Annotated in this window: 23 protein-coding genes; 22 read left to right on the top strand and 1 reads right to left on the bottom strand. The window is 46.8% G+C overall.

Translation table 11 applies throughout. From position 1 onward, the window contains the following. Positions 1-2: 2 nt before the first annotated feature. The 7 genes from recG to rnc all read left to right on the top strand — a co-directional run bounded on the left by recG (position 3) and on the right by rnc (position 6,466). Entirely contained in the window at positions 3-2,039 is a 2,037-nt protein-coding gene (recG, locus tag AAV35_RS07330; RefSeq protein WP_008587969.1) for an ATP-dependent DNA helicase RecG, read from the top strand. Between the two features lie 82 nt (positions 2,040-2,121). Next, positions 2,122-2,682 (top strand): transcription factor FapR, encoded by a 561-nt coding sequence (gene fapR, locus AAV35_RS07325; RefSeq protein WP_008587967.1) that lies wholly within the window; start codon positions 2,122-2,124, stop codon positions 2,680-2,682. Positions 2,683-2,697: 15 nt separating this feature from the next. Next, a complete protein-coding gene (gene plsX, locus AAV35_RS07320; RefSeq protein ID WP_008587964.1) occupies positions 2,698-3,696 on the top strand; it encodes a phosphate acyltransferase PlsX in 999 nt (332 codons plus the stop codon). Next, positions 3,693-4,628: an ACP S-malonyltransferase gene (gene fabD / locus AAV35_RS07315; protein ID WP_008587961.1), complete on the top strand. Its 936-nt coding sequence runs from the start codon at positions 3,693-3,695 to the stop codon at positions 4,626-4,628. The genes plsX and fabD overlap by 4 nt, the downstream gene beginning before the upstream one ends. Then, positions 4,625-5,365 carry a 3-oxoacyl-[acyl-carrier-protein] reductase gene (gene fabG / locus AAV35_RS07310; protein ID WP_008587960.1) on the top strand — a complete coding sequence of 247 codons (741 nt, stop codon included), beginning with the start codon at positions 4,625-4,627 and terminating at the stop codon, positions 5,363-5,365. The genes fabD and fabG overlap by 4 nt, the downstream gene beginning before the upstream one ends. 100 nt (positions 5,366-5,465) lie before the next feature. Further along, positions 5,466-5,699 (top strand): acyl carrier protein, encoded by a 234-nt coding sequence (gene acpP, locus AAV35_RS07305; protein ID WP_008587958.1) that lies wholly within the window; start codon positions 5,466-5,468, stop codon positions 5,697-5,699. Positions 5,700-5,782: 83 nt separating this feature from the next. Beyond that, entirely contained in the window at positions 5,783-6,466 is a 684-nt protein-coding gene (gene rnc / locus AAV35_RS07300; RefSeq protein ID WP_008587957.1) for a ribonuclease III, read from the top strand. A 170-nt stretch (positions 6,467-6,636) separates the two neighbouring features. Here the strand turns inward: rnc and AAV35_RS07295 are convergent, their stop codons facing one another. Next, a complete protein-coding gene (locus AAV35_RS07295) occupies positions 6,637-6,864 on the bottom strand; it encodes a DUF1128 domain-containing protein (RefSeq protein WP_008587955.1) in 228 nt (75 codons plus the stop codon). A 146-nt stretch (positions 6,865-7,010) separates the two neighbouring features. Here AAV35_RS07295 and smc point away from each other — a divergent pair, with 146 nt between their 5' ends. The 15 genes from smc to AAV35_RS07220 all read left to right on the top strand — a co-directional run bounded on the left by smc (position 7,011) and on the right by AAV35_RS07220 (position 21,179). Beyond that, the gene (smc, locus tag AAV35_RS07290) at positions 7,011-10,571 is read left to right on the top strand and encodes a chromosome segregation protein SMC (protein WP_008587953.1); all 3,561 of its coding nucleotides are present in this window, start codon (positions 7,011-7,013) and stop codon (positions 10,569-10,571) included. A gap of 15 nt (positions 10,572-10,586) precedes the next feature. Further along, positions 10,587-11,984 carry a signal recognition particle-docking protein FtsY gene (gene ftsY / locus AAV35_RS07285; RefSeq protein WP_008587951.1) on the top strand — a complete coding sequence of 466 codons (1,398 nt, stop codon included), beginning with the start codon at positions 10,587-10,589 and terminating at the stop codon, positions 11,982-11,984. A 75-nt stretch (positions 11,985-12,059) separates the two neighbouring features. Continuing rightward, the gene (locus tag AAV35_RS07280; protein ID WP_008587949.1) at positions 12,060-12,380 is read left to right on the top strand and encodes a putative DNA-binding protein; all 321 of its coding nucleotides are present in this window, start codon (positions 12,060-12,062) and stop codon (positions 12,378-12,380) included. A gap of 13 nt (positions 12,381-12,393) precedes the next feature. Further along, positions 12,394-13,734: a signal recognition particle protein gene (gene ffh, locus AAV35_RS07275; RefSeq protein WP_008587947.1), complete on the top strand. Its 1,341-nt coding sequence runs from the start codon at positions 12,394-12,396 to the stop codon at positions 13,732-13,734. 84 nt (positions 13,735-13,818) lie between these two features. Continuing rightward, entirely contained in the window at positions 13,819-14,091 is a 273-nt protein-coding gene (gene rpsP / locus AAV35_RS07270; RefSeq protein WP_008587945.1) for a 30S ribosomal protein S16, read from the top strand. A 15-nt stretch (positions 14,092-14,106) separates the two neighbouring features. Continuing rightward, entirely contained in the window at positions 14,107-14,334 is a 228-nt protein-coding gene (locus tag AAV35_RS07265; protein ID WP_008587942.1) for a KH domain-containing protein, read from the top strand. A 58-nt stretch (positions 14,335-14,392) separates the two neighbouring features. Continuing rightward, a complete protein-coding gene (locus tag AAV35_RS07260) occupies positions 14,393-14,782 on the top strand; it encodes a YlqD family protein (protein ID WP_065757368.1) in 390 nt (129 codons plus the stop codon). After that, positions 14,783-15,301 (top strand): ribosome maturation factor RimM, encoded by a 519-nt coding sequence (gene rimM, locus AAV35_RS07255; RefSeq protein ID WP_008587939.1) that lies wholly within the window; start codon positions 14,783-14,785, stop codon positions 15,299-15,301. Next, a complete protein-coding gene (gene trmD, locus AAV35_RS07250; protein ID WP_008587937.1) occupies positions 15,301-16,026 on the top strand; it encodes a tRNA (guanosine(37)-N1)-methyltransferase TrmD in 726 nt (241 codons plus the stop codon). Before rimM ends, trmD begins: the two co-directional genes overlap by 1 nt. A 129-nt stretch (positions 16,027-16,155) precedes the next feature. After that, positions 16,156-16,500 (top strand): 50S ribosomal protein L19, encoded by a 345-nt coding sequence (gene rplS, locus AAV35_RS07245; RefSeq protein WP_008587934.1) that lies wholly within the window; start codon positions 16,156-16,158, stop codon positions 16,498-16,500. A 151-nt stretch (positions 16,501-16,651) separates the two neighbouring features. Further along, positions 16,652-17,200 carry a signal peptidase I gene (lepB, locus tag AAV35_RS07240; protein WP_008587932.1) on the top strand — a complete coding sequence of 183 codons (549 nt, stop codon included), beginning with the start codon at positions 16,652-16,654 and terminating at the stop codon, positions 17,198-17,200. A 13-nt stretch (positions 17,201-17,213) separates the two neighbouring features. Continuing rightward, positions 17,214-18,053 carry a ribosome biogenesis GTPase YlqF gene (gene ylqF, locus AAV35_RS07235; protein WP_008587931.1) on the top strand — a complete coding sequence of 280 codons (840 nt, stop codon included), beginning with the start codon at positions 17,214-17,216 and terminating at the stop codon, positions 18,051-18,053. Positions 18,054-18,159: 106 nt separating this feature from the next. After that, the gene (locus AAV35_RS07230) at positions 18,160-18,918 is read left to right on the top strand and encodes a ribonuclease HII (RefSeq protein ID WP_008587929.1); all 759 of its coding nucleotides are present in this window, start codon (positions 18,160-18,162) and stop codon (positions 18,916-18,918) included. A 15-nt stretch (positions 18,919-18,933) separates the two neighbouring features. After that, positions 18,934-20,892 (top strand): hypothetical protein, encoded by a 1,959-nt coding sequence (locus AAV35_RS07225; protein WP_008587927.1) that lies wholly within the window; start codon positions 18,934-18,936, stop codon positions 20,890-20,892. Further along, positions 20,889-21,179: an EscU/YscU/HrcU family type III secretion system export apparatus switch protein gene (locus AAV35_RS07220; protein WP_008587926.1), complete on the top strand. Its 291-nt coding sequence runs from the start codon at positions 20,889-20,891 to the stop codon at positions 21,177-21,179. The genes AAV35_RS07225 and AAV35_RS07220 overlap by 4 nt, the downstream gene beginning before the upstream one ends. The last annotated feature ends 49 nt before the right edge of the window (positions 21,180-21,228 follow it).

The raw sequence follows: 21,228 nt of genomic DNA, 5'->3' as shown, positions 1-21,228 counted from the left end.
AATTGTTGGAGCAATCGGTACAGCAAATAAAAGGTGTCGGTGAGAAACTGGCCTCTTATTTGAATGAACTGGGAATATATACGATAAGTGATCTGCTGTTTTATTTTCCGTTCCGATATGATGAGTTTGAAGTGAAACCGCTGACGGAGCTCGTACACAATGAAACAGCCACACTGGAGGGGAAGGTAGCCACGCAGCCTTCCCTTGCTTATTATGGAAAGAAAAAGTCACGTTTGACGTTTACGATGCAGGTGGGGGAGTTTGCGGTTAAAGTCGTCATGTTTAACAGGGCATTTGCCAAGAAGAACCTGGAAACCGGAGATGTTGTAACTGTCACCGGTAAATTTGACATGCACCGTCTGCAGCTGACGGCTACCCACTTTAAAAAGGGAGAAGCGAAATCCGAAGAACCTATACAGCCGGTCTATTCCGTAAATGAAAATGTGAAAATAGCCGCACTGCGGAAAGTGATGAAACAGGCGGTGGAAGAATATGGATCGGAAATTGAGGAGGTGCTCCCTCCGGATTATCTCGACATGTATAAATTGCCGGCGCGGTCAAAAGCGGTCCGTCATATGCACTTTCCGGAATCGCGTATTTTGCTGAAACATGCCCGGCGAAGGTTTACGTATGAGGAATTCCTCGTTTTTCAACTGCGTATGCAACTGTTGCGGAAGAAGTACAAGGAAGCGACCTCCGGCACGTCACTCCACTACGATAACGGACTTTTGACGGAATTCGTGCAATCACTGCCGTTTACGCTTACGGAAGCACAAAAGAGATCTCTGGCAGAAATATTGAAAGATATGAAGTCACCGCACCGGATGAACCGCCTCCTGCAGGGAGATGTGGGTTCAGGAAAAACGGTAGTTGCAGCTATCAGTATGTATGGAGCAGTAACGTCTGGAAAACAGGCTGCACTGATGGTCCCTACGGAAATTCTTGCTGAACAGCATGCGGCATCTCTCCGCCGGATGTTCGGAGAAAGACTGACTATCGCTCTGCTGACCGGGTCCGTAAAAGGGAAGCGGAGAAGAGACATCATGGAGGAAATGGAGAACGGTACGATTGATGTACTCGTAGGTACCCATGCCCTTATTCAGGAAGAAGTGAAATTCAACTCCCTCGGATTTATTGTTATTGATGAACAGCACAGGTTCGGGGTCGAACAAAGACGAACGCTCCGCGAGAAAGGGATGAAACCTGACGTTTTATTTATGACGGCGACTCCGATTCCGCGTACGCTGGCGATTACTGCATTCGGGGACATGGACGTATCCTCCATCGATCAGATGCCCTCGGGCCGAAAAGAAATAGAAACCTACTGGGTAAAAGGTAAAATGACGGAGCGGGTACTGGGATTTATTCGTAAGGAAGTGGAGGACGGAGGACAGGCATATGTTATTTGTCCTTTGATCGAGGAGTCGGACAAACTCGATATCCAGAATGCCGTAGAGCTCTTCGAACAGCTCAGGGAAGTATACCACCCGGACATTACTGTCGGTTTAATGCATGGGAAATTGTCCAATGAAGAGAAAGAGGAAATAATGCACCGTTTCTCTGATAACCGGATACAAATCCTTGTGTCCACGACAGTGGTGGAAGTAGGAGTGGATGTTCCTAACGCCAGCCTTATGGTTATCTATGATGCCGATCGTTTCGGCCTTTCGCAGCTTCACCAGCTTCGCGGTCGCGTCGGAAGAGGGGAACGGCAGAGCCACTGTATTTTACTGGCCGATCCCAAAGGGGAGACCGGGAAAGAGAGAATGAAAATCATGACCGAAACGACGGATGGTTTCCGTCTTTCGGAAGAGGATCTGAAAATAAGGGGACCGGGTGATTTTTTCGGAAAGAAACAGAGCGGTCTGCCGGAATTCAAAGTTGCAGATATGGTACACGATTACAGGGCGCTCGAGACGGCGAGAAAAGATGCCGCCGAAATCATTGAAAACGGCTGGCTCGACCGGAATCAGAGTTTTGAGCCGTTGAAAGAAATGCTGAGAAGAGATATGGAGAAACTGGACGAATCACTCGATTAGCACTCAATTGTTGCGTTTAAGCCCGTACTATAATATATTACTGTTAGTACCTAGTCATAAAATGGACGGTGGATAAGATAAGATGAAAAAAAGAAAACAGATAAGACAGCAGGAGCTCCAGGAGACGATCGAGGCCACCCCGTTCGTAACGGACGACGAACTCGCGAAAAAATTTTCAGTGAGTATTCAGACGATACGGCTCGACAGAATGGAACTTCAAATACCTGAGGTCCGCGAACGGATCAAGTCCGTTGCGACTAACGAGTGGACGGAAACGGTTAAGGCGCTTGCTATAGACGATGTAATCGGAGAAGTGATCGACCTTGAACTTGATTCCAAAGCTATTTCCGTTATGGACATCAGGGAAGAACACGTATTTTCGAGAAATGATATCGCCCGCGGGCACCACTTGTTTGCTCAGGCCAACTCACTTGCTGTTGCAGTTATAAATGACGAACTGGCGCTTACAGCCCGCTCCACCCTTAAATTCACAAGACAGGTAAAGCGCGGGGAACGGGTGGTAGCAAAAGCACGCGTAGGTGGTACAGACGATAAAAACAGAACGATAGTCGAAGTGGACAGTTATGTAGGTCAGGAAAAAGTGTTTCAGGGTACTTTTTATATGTATCGTTCTGAGGAGTAGAAGGAGAGAGACAGGATGAAGATTGTACTGGATGCTATGGGCGGAGACCACGCTCCGGAAGAGATGGTGTATGGAGCAATGGAAGCCGTCAATACATACGAAGACGTGGAGATTACACTTGTCGGGGATGAGAAGGAAATAAACAGATTTTTATCTCCTCACAACCGTTTGCAGGTCCTTCATGCGCCGGAAGTGATAACGAATGAAGATGAACCTGTAAGGGCGGTAAGAAGGAAGAAACAGTCCTCCCTCGTCCTTTCTGCAGAAGAAGTGAAGCAGGGGAGAGCGCAGGCTTTCATATCAGCGGGTAATACAGGAGCGCTCATGAGCGCGGGGCTTTTTGTCATCGGCAGGATCAAAGGGGTGGACCGTCCGGCGCTCAGTCCAACTCTGCCGACACTGGATGGCCGCGGATTCCTCATGCTTGATGTCGGTGCCAACACCGATGCAAAAGCGGCACACCTCCTTCAATACGGAATCATCGGCTCCATTTATGCCGAAAAGGTCAGGGACATCGCAAACCCGAGAGTAGGACTTCTGAACGTCGGTACGGAAGACGGTAAAGGCAGTGAACTGACGAAACAGGCTTTCTCGCTCTTACAGGAGGCCCCTGTCAATTTTATCGGCAATGTGGAAGCCAGGGATCTTTTGAGCAGTGCTGCGGACGTGGTGGTAACGGATGGTTTCACTGGAAATATAGCACTTAAGACCATCGAAGGTACAGCCATGAACCTGTTTTCGATGATAAAGGAAACGTTCATGTCGAATGCCAAAACGAAAATCGCCGCTTCGCTCGTGAAGAATGACATGAGAGGGCTGAAAAATAAGATGGACTATTCCGAGTACGGCGGGGCAGGCCTGCTTGGACTTTCCGCCCCTGTTATCAAAGCACACGGTTCTTCGAATCGTACAGCGGTGGTCAACGCTGTACGGCAGGCCCGCGACATGGTGGAGAATAATGTTTCCGAAACGATCAAAACTACTCTTGAACAAAAAGGAGGCGAAGAAGAATGAAAAAAGTTGCATTTGTTTTTCCCGGTCAGGGATCTCAAAAAGTGGGTATGGGGAAAGAGATGTATGATTCCTCTGCCCCGGTAAGAAAGTTATTCGACGAAGCTGATGAAGCTCTCGGCTACTCGCTTACATCGCTTATGTTCGAAGGGCCGGAAGAGGAGCTTACAAAGACGGAAAATGCGCAGCCTGCACTGCTGCTCGTGAGTGTGGCTATAGATCAGCTGCTGAAGGAAGAAGGAATCAGACCGGCTATGACTGCAGGGCACAGTCTTGGGGAGTATAGTGCTCTCGTTTCTTCCGGCTCTCTCGGAAGTCTTGAAGCTCTTCGTCTGGTACATAACCGCGGAAAGCTTATGGAAGAAGCGTATCCTTCAGGTAAAGGCGCCATGAGTGCTGTACTTGGTCTTTCCGTTGAAGAAATACAGGAGAAGCTGGAGCAAGTCGATGGAGTTGTGAACGTGGCGAATATCAACTGTCCCGGACAGATAGTGATTTCCGGTGATAAACCTGCGGTACAGAGTGCCGGTGAGATATTGCAGGACAAAGCGAAACGGGTGATGCCTCTGAATGTAAGCGGACCGTTTCACTCCGATCTTATGAAACCGGCTGCGGATGACTTCGAGGATCATCTGCACAAAGCTACTGTGAGGGATGCAGAGATTCCGGTATACGCGAACGTGACTGCTGCTCCTGTCACGGAAAAAGACGAAATAAGCCGCCTTCTCATAGAGCAGCTGTATTCTCCGGTACGGTTTCAGGAGACGGTTGAAGCTTTTGTGAACGAAGGTGTGGATGCAGTAGTGGAAATCGGGGAAGGGAAAGTATTGTCAGGGCTTGTCCGTAAAGTGGCCCGAAGAATGAAAACTTTCCAGATCAATAATGAAGAAAGCCTTGAAACATTCATCAACTGGTACAGGGAGGGAGAAAAATGATAAATGGACAAACTGCACTCGTAACAGGGGCATCCCGCGGAATCGGCAGAGCGATAGCCCTCGAGCTCGCCTCACACGGCGCAAAAGTTGCGGTGAACTATGCCGGAAACGAACAGAAAGCTCAAGAAGTCGTCGAAGAGATCCAATCCTCAGGTGGGGAAGCAATTAAGATCAGGGCGGATGTCTCAAACGGGGAAGATGTGCAGGCGATGATTAAAGAAGTGGTGGATACCTTCGGCAGTCTGGAATTGCTCGTGAATAATGCCGGGATCACTAAGGATAATCTGCTGATGAGAATGAAAGAAGAAGATTTTGAAGCGGTTATCGATACGAATCTGAAAGGTGTATTTTTAACTACAAAAGCAGTGACAAGACAAATGATGCGTCAGAAATTCGGACGTATTGTGAATGTCTCCTCGATAGTGGGAGTGTCCGGGAATCCGGGTCAGGCTAACTACGTAGCTGCAAAATCAGGGGTTATCGGTCTTACGAAATCAAATGCTAAAGAACTGGCTGCTAAAAACGTCCGTGTCAATGCCGTAGCACCCGGCTATATAGCAACTGATATGACGGACGAACTGACGGACGAACAAAAAGCACAGATGCTTTCTCTCGTTCCCCTTAATCGTCTTGGAAGCGGAGAAGAAGTAGCCAGAGTCGTCCGTTTTCTTCTGGATTCGGACTCCGACTATATGACCGGACAGACCCTCCATGTGGATGGCGGTATGGTTATGTAGCCGGAAAGACGAATGTTTAAGAAAAATTTATAAATAGATCTTAAACATATGGTTTTTTAGGGGAAAATTTACTATAATATCTGAAGGGAGGTGAGCTCCAATGGCAGAGACATTTGAAAAAGTGAAAGAAATCATTGTAGATCGTCTGGATGTTGAAGAATCCAAAGTAACGATGGAAGCGTCTTTCAAGGAAGACCTGGAAGCTGATTCACTTGACGTAGTCGAACTTGTAATGGAACTTGAAGACGAGTTTGATATGGAAATTTCCGATGAAGAAGCTGAAAAAATCAATAAAGTGGGAGACGCTGTCAATTACATAGACAGTCAGTCTTAAAACAGAGAGCTGCCTGAACCACAGGCAGCCTTTCCTGTAAAGAACAGGTTAGTACAAGAACAAAGTAAAGGGACGGGTGAGTCATGGGGGATTTTAACAAACTTCAGAAACAAATGAACGTCCGATTTTCTGATGTAAAGCTTCTTGAACAGGCTTTCACCCATTCATCTTATGTGAATGAGCATCGGCACACGGAGCGCAAGGACAATGAGCGTCTCGAATTTCTCGGAGATGCCGTACTTGAGCTCGGGGTATCCCAGTACTTATACAGAAAATACCCGAACATGGAAGAAGGAGATTTGACCAAGCTGCGGGCTTCTATCGTATGTGAAGCATCACTCGTAGACTTTGCCAATGATCTCAATTTCCAGGAATACGTACTCCTCGGTAAAGGGGAGGAGATGACCGGCGGACGTCACAGACCGGCTCTCTTGGCTGATGTGTTCGAAGCATTCATCGGCGCTCTTTATCTGGATCAGGGGTTTGACCGGGTATTATCTTATTTAGGCTACTATATTTACCCTAAAATCAAGCGTGGTGCTTTTTCTCATGCGATGGATTATAAAAGTCAGCTGCAGGAACATATCCAGCGTGAAAAACAGGCGGACATTGACTATGAAATAGTGGATGAGCGAGGGCCGGCCCACAACAGGGAGTTTGTCGCTCACGTCCATATTCACGGGGATACTGCGGGCATCGGAGTAGGAAGAACGAAGAAAGAGGCAGAACAGAGAGCTGCTGAAGAAGCTCTGGACAAATTACAGTAATATAAGTCACAATCAACGAAAAAAGACCCGGCACACGCTATACCTGGACGGATTTCAAAAAAGAAATCCTGCTTCCGGATGCAGCGGTGCAAAGGGTCTTTTTATTAGTGGTCAATTTTCGGTTCCTCTCAGACCGGTTCTGTAAACCGGGAGGGGCGGGAATTGCGGATTTATTGTGCTTTTCTGTACTGCGACATTTCGGAGACGAAAGCCTGGATTTCAGGCACGCTGAGCTGGCCTTTCATTTCGGCGACATCGTACAGCTCTTTGATATCATAGTAATGATCCATGTCGAAATCTTCCGACTTAAGCATACTCCGGTTGACGAGCTGTAGTTTATCTGCGAGTGTCTCAATCATGTAATCCAGATTCTCTCTGTTTGCTTCCTCAAGATTCATAGTCTCTCTCCCTTTAATTTTACTAATGTCCATGATAGAGGATTATCCACGATTTTAAAACCCCCAAATGACAGGTGCGCGACGTCTTTGTTGTATGATAAAATGTACGGGTTAGAGTAAGTATTCACATACAGGAGGATTAATAAATGTTCCTCAAAAACTTGGAAACTGTAGGATTCAAATCCTTCGCTGATAAAATAGATGTACAGTTCGTGCCCGGGGTCACAGCAGTGGTAGGGCCGAACGGAAGTGGAAAGAGTAATATTACGGATGCCATTCGCTGGGTGCTCGGAGAACAGTCGGCACGCTCACTGAGAGGAAGCAAAATGGAAGATGTGATATTCGCCGGCAGCGAGACGAGGCGTTCCCAGGGTTATGCTGAAGTCAGTCTCACCCTGGATAACCGAGATAAAACACTGCCGCTCGAATATGATGAGGTTCAGGTGAGTCGAAAAGTGTACCGTACGGGGGAAAGTGAATTTCTGATAAACAAAGAACCATGCAGACTTAAAGACATTGTGGAGTTGTTTATGGATTCGGGGCTTGGTAAAGAAACGTTTTCCATCATCAGTCAGGGAAAGGTTGAGGAGATTCTGAACTCCAAACCGAAAGATCGCCGTGTTATTTTTGAAGAAGCTGCCGGCGTGTTGAAATATAAACAGCGTAAGCAGAAGGCGGAAGGGAAACTTGAAGAAACGGAAGCCAATCTACACAGAGTGAAAGACATTCTTTCTGAGATCGAAGGAAGAGTCGAACCTTTAAAAAGGCAGGCCTCGATAGCTTCCGACTATCTTGAGAAAAAAGAAGATCTGAAGAAAGAAGAAGTGGCTTTATTAGTAACGCAGATTGAAGACATGGATGAAGAATGGAAGACGTTGGAAGAAACGATTGAAAACCAGCGTCAGCAGGAGCGGAAACTTGCTGAAAAAGTTGCCGGACAGGAACAGAAAATCGCTGAAATCCGCGAGAAATCCTCGTATACGGATAACTCCATTGAAGAGACGCACGGGCAGCTGCTTCAATGTACAAAAGAACTGGAAAGTCTTACCGGGAAGCGCGAACTGTTCCAGGAGAAGAAGAAACATTATGAAGAGAAAAAAGGAGCCCTTGAGCATAATCAGAGTAAATTACGTGAAGAACTGAAAGAGCTTGAGGACCTTTCCCGGGAAGCGGAACAGACCAGGACGGAGAAAAAACAGAAAGTGCAGAACACGAAAGCCGAACTTAAGACGACGGCAAGTGTGCTCTACGAAGAAATCGAAACCATCGATGAAACGATTGAAAGCCTGAAAGCCGATTATATCGATTTGCTTAACGAGCAGGCTGCAAAACGAAATGAGAAACAGCATTTGAACAAACGTCTTCATCAGCTAGATACCGCTCACTCCGATACCAGAACGAAAAAACTTCGGGAAGAACTCGAAGATGTGAAGAATCAGCTTAAGGAGGTTTCTGAGAAACTGCGCCCTCTGGAAGAAGAGGAGCAACGGCTCAAGGACGCCTGTGACGTGAAGTCGAAAGAGTGGACAGAGACGAAGGACTCCTATGAAGAATGGCGTCAGAAGCTTTACCAGGGTTATCAGCATATGGAAAGTTTCAAGTCCCGTAAAAACGCTCTTGAGGAGATGAAAGAATCATTCGCCGGTTATTTTCAGGGCGTGAAAGCCGTGCTGAAAGCGCGTGAAGAAAGAAAGATAAGCGGAATAGAAGCTTCTGTGCTTGAAGCTCTGTCTATACCCGAGGAGTATATGACGGCTATCGAAACGGCTCTCGGCGCTCAGGCTCAGCACGTAATAACCGAAAATGAAAAATCTGCCCGCAATGCTATCGAATGGTTGAAAAAAACCAATCAGGGACGGGCTACTTTTCTGCCGCTCGATGCTGTGAAAGAACGTTTCGTTCCGGAAAGGACGATCGAGAACCTCCGGACTCTCGACGGCTTCATAGGAGTGGCGAGCGCTCTTGTTGAGGCCGAGGAGAAACACAGCGTCATTCCTGACCATCTGCTCGGCCATATAATAATTGCCCGGGATCTTCAGAGCGCAAACGCTATTGCAAAGGCTACCGGAAGAAAATTCAAGGCTGTAACGCTTGAAGGAGACGTAGTGAACCCGGGAGGATCGATGTCCGGAGGGGCGAAATCAGGGAAATCCTCTTCTCTTTTCACTCAGGAACAGGAGCTTAAAGAACTCCGGAAAAAGGTGGCGGATTACGACCGGAAGATGCAAAATGCCGAGAAAAAAGTGAAAAACCTCAAGGAAAGTATGAATGAAAAAGAAAAATCCCTTCGTGAGCTGGAAGAGGAAAATGACTCCATCAAAGAGCAGGCACGCAGATGCCGGGAAAAAGAAAAAGAGCTGCAATTATCCCTCTCTAATTATGAAGAGCGCCTTTCTTTCCTGGATAAGGAATACTCCCAGCAGAAAGAGGAGCAGGTCAGAACGGAAGAAGACGGAAAAAAAATTGAACTGGAATTAAAAGATCTGGAAGACAAAATCAGCCGTACGAGTGAGGAAGTGGATCGCCTCACTCTCGTGAAAAAGGAGAAGGAAGAGAACAGGGAAACGCTCGTTGCGAAGGAACAGGAGCTGAAAGTTGCTCTTGCCACTCAGAAAGCAGAAGCGGAAAATGCGGAAGATCACTATGCTCAGGTTACTTCAGCATACGAAGAGAAGCAGAATGCTCTCAAAGAAGTCGAGAAGAATCACACGGAGCTCATGGAATTTTTTGATAACAAAGAGACGAAAGAAGAGATAGAAAAGAAGATCACTGTTAAGAAAGAACAGGAGAAAACACTGTCAGACACTCTCAACAACCTGAAAGAAAAGCGTCGTTCCTACCAGGAGGAAATGGAAGAACTCGATACACAGTTGCGGGAGGATCACAGAATCCATTCGAATTATCTGCAGAATCTTCAGGACAAAGAAGTGAAGGCGAATCGTCTTGATGTGGAACTCGAAAATTCACTGCGGTATTTAGAAAAAGAATACGTAATGACGTTTGAGAAAGCGAAAAGCATCTATCATCGCGTAGACAACACAGATGAAGCTGTTACGAGAGTAAAACTTATCAAACGCGGGATCGATGAACTCGGAAATGTGAATCTTTCGGCTATTGATGAATATGAGGAAGTGAAAGAACGTTTTGATTTCCTCAAAGACCAGGAAGAGGATCTCATATCCGCTAAAGAAACCTTACGTAACGTAATGAACGAAATGGATGACGAAATGAAACGCAAGTTCGAAGAGACATTTGTACAGATACGGGGAGAGTTCAATGGAGTGTTCAATCAGCTCTTCGGTGGAGGGAAAGCCGATCTGAAACTTACCGACCCTGATGATATGCTGGAGACCGGGGTGGAGATCATCGCCCAGCCTCCGGGTAAGAAACTTCAGAATATGAGCCTTCTCTCCGGGGGAGAACGTGCATTAACGGCCATTACCCTGCTTTTTTCCATTTTGAAAATTCGCCCCGTTCCGTTCTGTGTACTCGACGAAGTGGAAGCGGCTCTGGATGAAGCCAATGTGGACCGATTTGCAAGGTTCCTTACGGAGTTCAGTACCGATACACAGTTTATCGTAATTACCCACCGCAAAGGCACGATGGAACATGCTGATGTTCTTTACGGAGTCACGATGCAGGAGTCCGGCGTCTCGAGCGTAGTTTCGGTCAGGCTGGAGGAATCGGAATCACTACTAGAAGTGTAAAGAGAGGAAGATTATATGGGATTTTTTAAGAAATTGAAGGAAAAGTTCACACCTATTGAAGTGGAAGAACCTGTAGATCATGACGATAAGGTCGCCGATACGGGGGAGAGTGAAGGAGATCATCAGGAAGCTGAACGGTCGGAAGCTGTGCCGGAAGAAAAGACCGGGGAAGAAGAACGGGCGAAAGAAGCCGGAGAAGTAAGTGAGGAGCCTGCTGAAGAGCCGGCAGAAACGGAAGAAGAGCAGACGGACCCGGTTACTGAAAACCGGGAACCGGAAGAGACGGAAGAACCGGATCAGGCAGAGCTGGAGCCACCGGAAGTTACGGAACCCGAGCAGGAACTCGAAGCCCCTGAATCTGAAACCGGGGAAGCCCTGCCTCTGCTGGAGCCGGAAGAAACGGAAACTTCAGAGCCCGAGGAGGGACTCACGGAAGAACAGAAGCGGGTCTCCCTTGCAGAAAAATTCAAAATGGGGCTCACCAAAACCCGTAATTCATTTTCGACGAGAATCAACGAACTCGTAGCAAAATATCGGGAAGTCGACGAAGACTTTTTCGAGGAGCTTGAAGAAGTACTGATCTCAGCCGATGTCGGGGTCCATGCCGTTATGGATCTGATTGAGGAACTTGAAGCGGAAGTGAAGCGCCGCAATATAAAAGATACGAAGGAAGTGCGGGAAGTAATCTCAGAGAAACTCGTGGAGCTTTATTACGGGGATGAAGACGAAGAAGAAGTGGAAGGTCTGAAGGAAGTGGAAGACGGGCTGACTGTCTATCTCTTCGTCGGAGTGAACGGCGTCGGAAAAACGACGTCTATTGGTAAACTGGCTCATCAGTTGAAACAGGATGGCAAAAAAGTGATTTTGGCCGCTGCAGATACATTTCGGGCCGGTGCTATCGAACAGCTTGATGCCTGGGGAAGCAGAGTCGGTGTAGATGTTGTGAAACATAGTGCGGGAAGCGACCCGGCGGCAGTAGTATATGATGGCATCAAAGCCGCTAAGTCGAGGAAGGCGGACGTCCTCATATGTGATACTGCCGGCAGACTTCAAAATAAAGTCAATCTGATGAATGAACTCTCTAAAGTGAAAAAAGTGATAACGAGAGAAATACCTGAAGCACCTCATGAAGTTCTGTTGACTCTGGATGCCACTACCGGCCAGAACGCGATGAGCCAGGCTAAAACGTTTGCTGAAGCTACGGATGTTACCGGGATTGTTCTGACGAAATTGGACGGAACTGCCAAAGGCGGTATCATTCTTGCCATACGAAAAGAGCTGGAGATTCCCGTGAAGCTGGTGGGGCTCGGGGAAAGTGTCGATGATCTGGAACCATTCGATGCTCACGCCTTCGTCTACGGACTGTTTGCGGACATGATTGATGAATATGAGGAGCCGGAGGAAAAGGAATAATCCTTGACAGTACAGAAATATCTCCGTTAGTATTGAATTTTGTAAAGGCATTTCACTTAACAAGGAGTTTTAAGGATGCTAGAGAAAACTACGAGAGTTAATTTTTTATTTGATTTTTACCAGTCTCTTTTAACTCCGAAACAGAGGAATTATATGGAGCTCTATTTTCTGGAAGATTATTCCCTCGGTGAAATATCGGAGACATTCGATGTATCCCGGCAGGCTGTCTATGACAACATCCGGCGTACAGAAATGATGCTTGAAGAATACGAAAAAAAATTACTTTTATACTATAAATTCAGTAAGCGGCAGAAGCTGCTGGAAATGATGTCACAATCGCTTGAAGAGAGCGACCCGTTCAGGTCATATATTGATGAGTTGCGGGAACTAGAATAAGGGGGTCTTGGAGATGGCTTTTGAAGGGCTTTCGGACCGTTTACAGGGAACGATTCAGAAGATCAAAGGTAAAGGGAAAGTCAACGAACAGGACGTAAAGGAAATGACGAGGGAAGTCCGTCTGGCATTGCTTGAGGCAGACGTAAACTTCAAAGTCGTCAAGGATTTCATAAAAAAAATCCGTGAACGGGCGGTCGGCCAGGAAGTAATGGAGAGTCTGACACCAGGTCAGCAGGTAATTAAGATTGTCAAAGAGGAACTGTCTGAATTGATGGGCGGGGATGAAAGCAGGATAGCCGTAGCTAAAAAGCCTCCTACCGTCATCATGATGGTAGGTCTTCAGGGTGCCGGTAAAACGACTACAGCCGGTAAACTTGCAAATCTTTTAAGAAAGAGCTACAACCGTAAACCGATGCTGGCTGCAGCCGATGTGTACCGTCCGGCAGCAATCGATCAGCTGGAGACGATCGGAAAGCAACTTGATTTCCCGGTTTACTCCGAAGGAACGGATGCAGATCCGGTTGATATAGCCAGACAGGCAGTGGAAGAAGCGAAGGAACAAAACCATGACTATCTCATCATAGATACGGCCGGACGTCTTCACATCGACGGCGAATTGATGGGAGAACTTGGTCGCGTGAAAGAAGCAGTCAACCCGGATGAGATTTTTCTCGTTGTGGACGCCATGACGGGACAGGATGCAGTAAACGTTGCCGAGAGTTTCGATGAACAGCTGGATATCTCCGGTGTGCTCCTCACGAAACTTGACGGAGACACCCGGGGTGGTGCTGCGTTATCCATCAAAGCCGTAACCGGTAAACCTATTAAGTTCGTCGGTATGGGGGAAAAACTCGATGCACTTGAAGTATTCCACCCCGAACGTATGGCTTCCCGTATCCTCGGTATGGGGGATATGCTTTCCCTTATCGAAAAGGCCGAAACTCAGGTGGATGAAAAGCAGGCGAAAGAACTTGAAGCCAAAATGAGAAATGCTTCGTTTACGTTCGATGATTTTCTTGAACAGATGGCCCAGGTGAAAAACATGGGGCCGCTCGATGAAATCATCGAAATGATACCCGGGGCCAGTAAAATGAAAGGCCTGAAAAACGCATCCTTCGATGATAAGCAGATCGTACACGTAGAAGCGATCATCCAGTCGATGACGAAGAAGGAGCGAAATGACCCTTCCGTAATGAATGCGAGCCGTAAAAAGCGTATTGCGAAAGGTTCCGGGACTTCCGTATCGGAAGTGAACAGGCTCTTAAAGCAGTTCAACGAAATGAAAAAAATGATGAAACAGTTCAGTAACCAGAAAGGCAAGAAAGGAAAAGGAATGAATTTTCCTTTTATGTAATGGAAAAATACTTTACACAGTTTATAACTTCTGCTACAATTTCTATCTGTGTGAGTCATTAAATTAATTCGGAGGTGCAACAATATGGCAGTAAAAATTCGTATGAAACGTATGGGTGCAAAACGTAACCCTTTCTATCGTGTAGTAGTAGCTGACGCCCGTGCTCCACGTGACGGTCGTATCATTGAGCAGATCGGAACGTACAATCCTGTAGCTAACCCGAGCGAAGTCCACATCGACGCGGAGAAAGCTATTAAGTGGATGAGTGACGGTGCTCAGCCGAGCGACACGGTTCGTAACCTTTTCTCCAAAGAAGGTATTATGAAACAGTTCCACGAGAAAAAAAACCAAAAGTAAAAGTAGTGTGATTACATGAAAGAATTACTTGAAACGATGATCACCCCACTCATTAAATATCCTGAATATCTGAACATTGATGTGAAAGAAGAGCCGGACAAGGCAGTCTATCACGTTATAGTACATCAGGATGACGTGGGGCGTGTAATCGGTAAAAACGGACGTGTAGCAAAATCGATCCGTACAGTCGTATATGCGGCTAATAGAGACAAAACCAGGAAGGTTTATGTTGATATTATGTAAGAAGAGGGAGAGGGACATAGGCCTTTCCCTCTTTTTGCATCCGAAAAGAGGTGCTTCCTTGAAAATCATTAAGAAAGTTCCGGTTAAAGTGGTTCTTACGGAGAAAGAAAGAGAAGCCCAGATAAAAAAATGGGAGACAAGAGAAAGTGATTTGGAAAGAGAAGTCGAACAGTTCCATTTTGAGCGGAAGAAAATGGAAAAGAAGCATGGATCCCTTCCTTCCAACATCGATGACCGCCTCAATAAAGAGATAAGAAAGAGAAAAGCCGAAATAGAGGGTATTCACTATCACATGGAACAGATACAGCTTCTGCCCGAATTCTACGAGCTGACGATTGATGAGGTCGAGAGCGTAGTGGAGGTCTTAGAAGGAATGAAGTGGCAGACGGTGAAGGAGAGGGAAATTGTAATCGAAGACGGACATGTAAAGCGAGTGAGGGATGAATAAATGGAGACAGAGTATCTTAATGTAGGGCGGATTATTAATACACACGGAATTAAAGGGGAAGTGAAAATAAAAAGAATCACGGATTTTGAGGAACGTTTCCGGGAAGGAAACATTCTTTACTGGTCCCCAGGAGGAACCGGAGAGGTGACCAGATTGACAGTGGAAGCCCACCGTATTCACAAGGGATTCGACCTGCTGAAGTTCCAGGGCTACCCTACTATCAATGAAGTGGAGCCGTTAAAAAACGGTATACTGATGATTCATAAAGAAGATACGACCCCTCTCGGAGCGGAGGAATACTATTTTCATGAAATCATCGGCTGTCACGTATACACGACCGCAGGGCATTATGTCGGGGAAGTGAAAGAGATTATGACCCCGGGGGCCAATGACGTATGGGTGATCGACAGGAAAGAAGAAGGAGATGCACTCATCCCTTATATCGAAGAGGTAGTGGTACAGGTGGACGTGTCGAAAAAAACGATCATAATTGAACCGATGGAAGGGCTGTTGGACTGATGCATATCGATATTCTCACCCTTTTTCCGGAAATGTTCGAAGGTGTACTGAACTCTTCCATACTGAAAAGAGCTCAGGATAGCGGGGCATTCACACACAGATTCATTAATTTCCGTGATTATTCAACGAACAAACACAATAAGGTGGATGATTATCCTTATGGAGGAGGGGCAGGGCTTGTCCTCACTCCTCAACCGATGTTTGATGCTATGGAGTCGATTAACTCTGAAAAAAAAGCCAGAGTGATACTCATGTGTCCACAGGGAGAACCGTTCACTCAGGCTAAGGCGGAAGAACTTTCCGAAGAAGAGCATCTCGTTTTTTTGTGTGGGCATTACGAAGGTTATGATGAGCGGATAAGAGAGTATCTCGTGACAGATGAAATTTCGATCGGAGATTACGTGCTGACCGGAGGAGAGTTGCCGGCTATGGTAACGATGGATGCAGTCATAAGACTGGTGCCCGGAGTTCTCGGGAACGAGGAATCGGCCCCCAAAGATTCTTTTTCGGATGGGCTGCTGGAGCATCCTCATTACACGAGACCCCAGGATTTCCGGGGGATGGAAGTGCCGGAGGTCCTTACCTCGGGTAATCACGCAAAAATCGAGGAGTGGCGCCACAAAGAGTCTCTGAAACGGACGGCCCTGAGACGTCCTGATCTTCTTGAAAAGATCGAGCTGTCCAAAGGCGATAAAAAGCAGATAGACAAATGGAAAAATAGTTAATAAACCCTTGTACCTCAAGAGGAATTATGCTATATTAAACGTTGTGTTTAAACATTCGGTTTAAGCAAAGAAACGATGTTCCGCTCACTCATAGAGGGAAGAGCATTAGTTAAAAGGAGAGTGAAAACAATGCAGGAACTACTTCATGAAATCACTAAAGATCAGCTTCGTACCGATCATCCGACTTTCCGTGCAGGAGATACTCTTAAAGTACACGTGAAAGTTGTTGAGGGGACTCGTGAGCGTATCCAGGTATTCGAAGGGGTCGTCATTAAGCGTCAAAACGGAGGAATCAGTGAAACATTCACTGTACGTAAAGTTTCCTACGGTGTAGGCGTGGAACGTACCTTCCCGCTTCATAGCCCTAGAGTCGCAAAAATCGAACGTACCCGTCGTGGTAAAGTACGTCAGGCTAAGCTTTATTATCTACGTAATCTACGCGGGAAAGCAGCGCGTATTAAAGAAATCATCTAATAGGGAAAAGGAGCTTGCACCGTCAAGCTCCTTTTTTCTAACTGGACAGAAACCATTCGATTACCCCTACCTGTGAACTTGGAAGAATTCCCGGCTGGATACCTGCCAGGACTTTGCCATGCATTATAGATTTTTGAAGAAGGTGTCTGAAATGAAAAAACAGATTATTGATTGGGTAAAAGCTTTAACGGTCGCAGCTTTACTTGCTATTTTTGTGCGCTTCTTTCTGTTTACTCCGGTAATTGTGGAAGGACCTTCCATGCTTCCTAATTTACATAATGGGGATCATCTGATAGTGAGCAAACTGAACTATACCATCGGCTCACCGCATCGTTTTGATATTATAGTTTTCCATGCCACCGAAGAACGTGATTATATTAAAAGGGTTATCGGGCTCCCGGGAGAACACGTAGCGGTAGAAGATGATCAGCTTCTGATAGACGGGGAACCGGTTAAAGAACCGTTTCTTGAAAACGAGGTGGCGTCCATGGGGGACAACATGAACTATACAAGGGACTTCACACTGGAGCAGCTCGAAGGGAATTTTGAAGAAGTGCCGGAAGATTCCGTACTCGTTCTCGGAGACAACAGGCAAAACTCTACGGACAGCCGTGCATTCGGCATGCTCTCCCTGGACAAAGTCGTAGGAGAAGCGGTCATTTCTTACTGGCCTCCCGGGCGTATTCAGTGGCTGGACTAAAGGAGGCAGACAAATGAGTATACAGTGGTATCCGGGTCACATGGCCAAAGCCAGACGTGAAGTGAAGGAGAACCTCAAACTTGTGGATTTCGTCATCGAACTGGTGGATGCAAGAGCCCCTCTTTCATCGCAGAATCCCATGTTGCAGGAAGAAATCCAGGATAAACCGAAACTTGTCGTAATGATGAAGCAGGATCTGGCCGATCCCGGCGTGACGAAGGAATGGATCGACTACTTCGATTCAACGTTTTCCCATGCTGTGGCTGTAGATGTAAACAATCCTAAAAATATACAAAAAATCGCTGAAGCTTCAAGGCAGATAACCGAAGAAAAACTGGAGAAACAAAGGGCCAAAGGGGTCAATCCTAGGAATCCCAGGGCGATGATCGTAGGTATACCGAACGTAGGTAAATCTTCCCTCATTAACCGCCTGGCTCATAAGAAAAAAGCGGAAACCGGAGATAAGCCGGGAGTTACTAAAAAACAGCAGTGGATTAAAGTCAAGAACGAGTTTGAACTGCTGGATACCCCGGGTATTCTCTGGCCGAAATTCGAAGAGGAAGTGACCGGCTTCCGTCTAGCCGCCATCGGCACCATCAAAGATCAGGTTCTGCCCCAGGATGAAGTAGCCATCTTTATTTTGAATCATTTAAAAGAACGTTACCCGGAACAGCTTGAAGAGAGGTTCGGATTTTCGGACTTCGAAGATGTGGTAGAGGCGTTCGATAAAATTGGAAAGAAAAGAGGAGCACTTGAAGCCGGGGGTGTAGTCGATTATGAAAAAGTGGCTGAAATCATAATTCAGGACCTGAGAAGTAACCGCATAGGCAGAATCAGCTTCGAACGACCGTAACGCGCATGGATTCAGTCCGTGACGCGTTTTTTTATGGGGATCGAAAGAAGGCGTAGTTTATAAAGATACCGGTCATCCGATACAAAAGAAAGGAAGGGATAATGTCATGGAAAAAAAGTCTATTCAGAAGTTAAAAGAAGAAGAACAGACAGGGCTGCTCACCCTTGCAAATCTTCATGAACTGTATGGAGATGAGCGCAAAGGTGTCCAGCAAATCGTGAAACGGATAAGAACAAAGGAAGAGAAAAAGCTTAAGTTAAAAGACAAATGGGACCGGATGAACGGGCTCGAAGAAGATGCGAAGGACCGCGGGCACGCATACGTTGCAGGAATAGATGAAGCGGGCCGCGGACCGATAGCAGGCCCCGTAATGGCTGGAGCTGTGTGTCTGCCGGAATCCTTTGTACTTTATGGACTGGATGACTCGAAAAAATTGTCCGAGAGAGACAAAGATCACTTCTATAATGAAATTATGGCCCGTGCTGATGTGGGTGTCGGAGCGGCCAGTGCCGAAGAAATAGATGAATGGAATATATACAGGGCGACGAAGCTCGCAATGAAACGTGCTGTTTTGAATATGCGGGAAACACCGGATCATCTATTAGTGGACGCAATGGAAGTACCGGTGCCGATCAAACAGGAGTCGTTCGTCAAAGGAGACGAAAGGAGCGTATCGATTGCAGCTGCAAGTGTAATAGCTAAAGTTACGAGAGACCGCTTTATGAAAGAAGTGGATAAAAAGTACCCGGGATATAACTTTCTGAAGAACAAAGGATACGGAACGAAAGAACATATGGAAGCTATAAAAGAAAAAGGTATTACCCCTTATCACAGAAAAAGCTTTGTTCCTGACGGTATAAAATGAGAGAGGAGAGACGGGATGAGTTCTATCATGGATAATTTGTTCCAATCGATTCAAAAAATACATAAACAGGCCCCGCTCTCCCTGAACAACGGGAAAGTGATTAACGGGAGGGTGATCGACCTTTTACCCGGAAATCGTGCCGTAGTGGACATTGGACGAAAACAGATAAACGCCCGTCTGGAAACTTCTCTCACCAAAGGAGGAAGGTATCTTTTTCAGGTGGATGCCCGCACTACCCCCGTCCGATTGAAAGTTGTATCGGAACAGACAGGGGCAGGGAAGGACACCCCTTTGCAAACGTGGATGAATGAGCGGGGGATAAAGACGAACAGGCAAACGATGGCGCTTATAAAAACGCTGTTAAACAAACAGATTCCTTTCACTCCCCAGGAACTGAGACAGGCCGTCACCATTCTTCAAAACGGAAAATCCGGTCCGGCTATGTCAGTCATTGAAGATATGTTTGAAAAACAGCTTCCGATAAGAACCCCGGTTTTTCAAGCTTTAGCTGCAGGGAAACAGCACCAGCTCAGTGAACTCTTCCGTGCCCTTGGAGAAGGAGGTGCACCTTTTTCACCCGGGTCCCGGGCCTCCCTGCTGGTAAATTCCATAACGCCTCCCGCTGCAGACGCCAGTTTCGAGAAAGCCGCACAGGTGAAACTGCTTCAGGAAGTTCAAAGCAACAGCCGGCAATCGTTCCAGCTTTTTAAACAGGCCGGAATCCTTCCGGAAACTGAAACATACGCTCAGTTTAAAAAGAAGGTGCTGCTTTCCGTAATGGGAGGGCCTGACGGAAAAAGTACGATAGCCTCAGGGACGGGGAAACAGATTCCCCGCCACATCGTCAGCGACATGAACAGACTCCTTCCCATTTCAGGAAAAAATTCTTTATCAGCCGTCCATGCTTCCGGGAATCATGAAGTGGTTTCAGGGAAGAATGCCGGTAAAATTCAGGAGCTGTTCAACGGACAGCTTCACGTTTCTTCGAAGCAATTCCAGCAGATGAAGGGGTGGAAAGAACAGCTTAATAAAATAGTCCATTCGGAAGAACCTCCGTCCCGGGCTCTGCTGGAAGCTTTCGTCACCAATCACCGGAAACTTGAAACAGCGGGGGTTTTCCAAAAGGTGACAGGAAAGCTTTCAGGAGAGGAAGAGTCATCTTTCCGAAGGATAATCCAACAAATTCCAGGTGAGGTGGCTAATTTGCTGGAGAAGCGACCCGGCAGCGTTTCTGAGCAGTACCGGTCTTCAGTGATGAATGAAGCCATCAGGACAGTAGAGCGTTCTGCAAGCAGACAGGTGCCCCCCCATTTCGCGAAACTGTTGAGCGAATGGACTATCTTATCCCAAAAGGAGCTACCTTTACCTCTTCAGGAAAGGATTCTCCTTCAGATGAAAGCTTTTCAGCAACTGAGCGGAATGGACGATGAAGCAACTCTGAACCAGAGCCGGAACACATCGGACATCTCCCTTAAATCGAGCCTGGTCCGGTTGATAACGGAAAGCGGAGGGCAGCGTGCAGAGACAGCGAGAAATTTATTGCAGATGTTCAATTCCATGCAGCTCACCTCCTTACAGGACAGTGCACTCTCTCTTCAGCTTACCCTGCAATTCCCGGGTCAACTTTTGGGTGCCCGCGAAGATGCACACGTGCTTCTGGAAAGTGAAAAAACAGAAACAGGGGCGATCAGCCCTGATAATTGTCACATTCTTTTCTATCTCGACCTTCAGTCCTTGAATGAGACCGTAATAGACATGCAGGTACAAAATCGGAAAGTATATGTTACCGTTTACAACGGCGAAGAAGCGCTTCCCCGGATTGCCGAAGAGCTGAAGAACGACCTTAGGGAAGGAATGGATAAAGCCGGATACTCACTCGGTGATCTGCAGATAAAGCAGGATCGTGGCCAGAACGACGCGGCAGAGTCGAATTCCTTTCATAAGAAGGAAAAGGGAGTGGATTTTCGTATATGAGTGAAAATAAAATTAAAAAAGAAGCGCTGGCGCTCCGCTATGATTCAGAAGAGAGTGGAGCTCCCCGCGTCACCGCAAAAGGGCAGGGGTATATTGCCGAGAGGATTCTGGAAAATGCGCAGGAGGCAGGGGTGCCGGTGCAGGAAGACCCTACGTTGCTCAGCCTTTTGTCCGAAATAAATATCAACGAAGAAATACCTGAAGAGTTATATCTGGCAGTTGCGGAAGTATTTGCATTCATTTACCGGTCTGACAAGGAAATGAAAAATAGAAAAGACTCCATGTAGGAGAAGTCATTGAGCTTCATGTGTTACAGTAATGGTACTGAACCGCTCT

It is taken from the genome of Salimicrobium jeotgali, from assembly GCF_001685435.2.
In the GTDB taxonomy this organism is placed as follows: Bacteria; Bacillota; Bacilli; order Bacillales; family Halobacillaceae; genus Salimicrobium; species Salimicrobium album.
The sequence above is the reverse complement of the archived record's forward strand: the minus strand, read 5'-3'. Positions and strand labels throughout refer to the sequence as shown.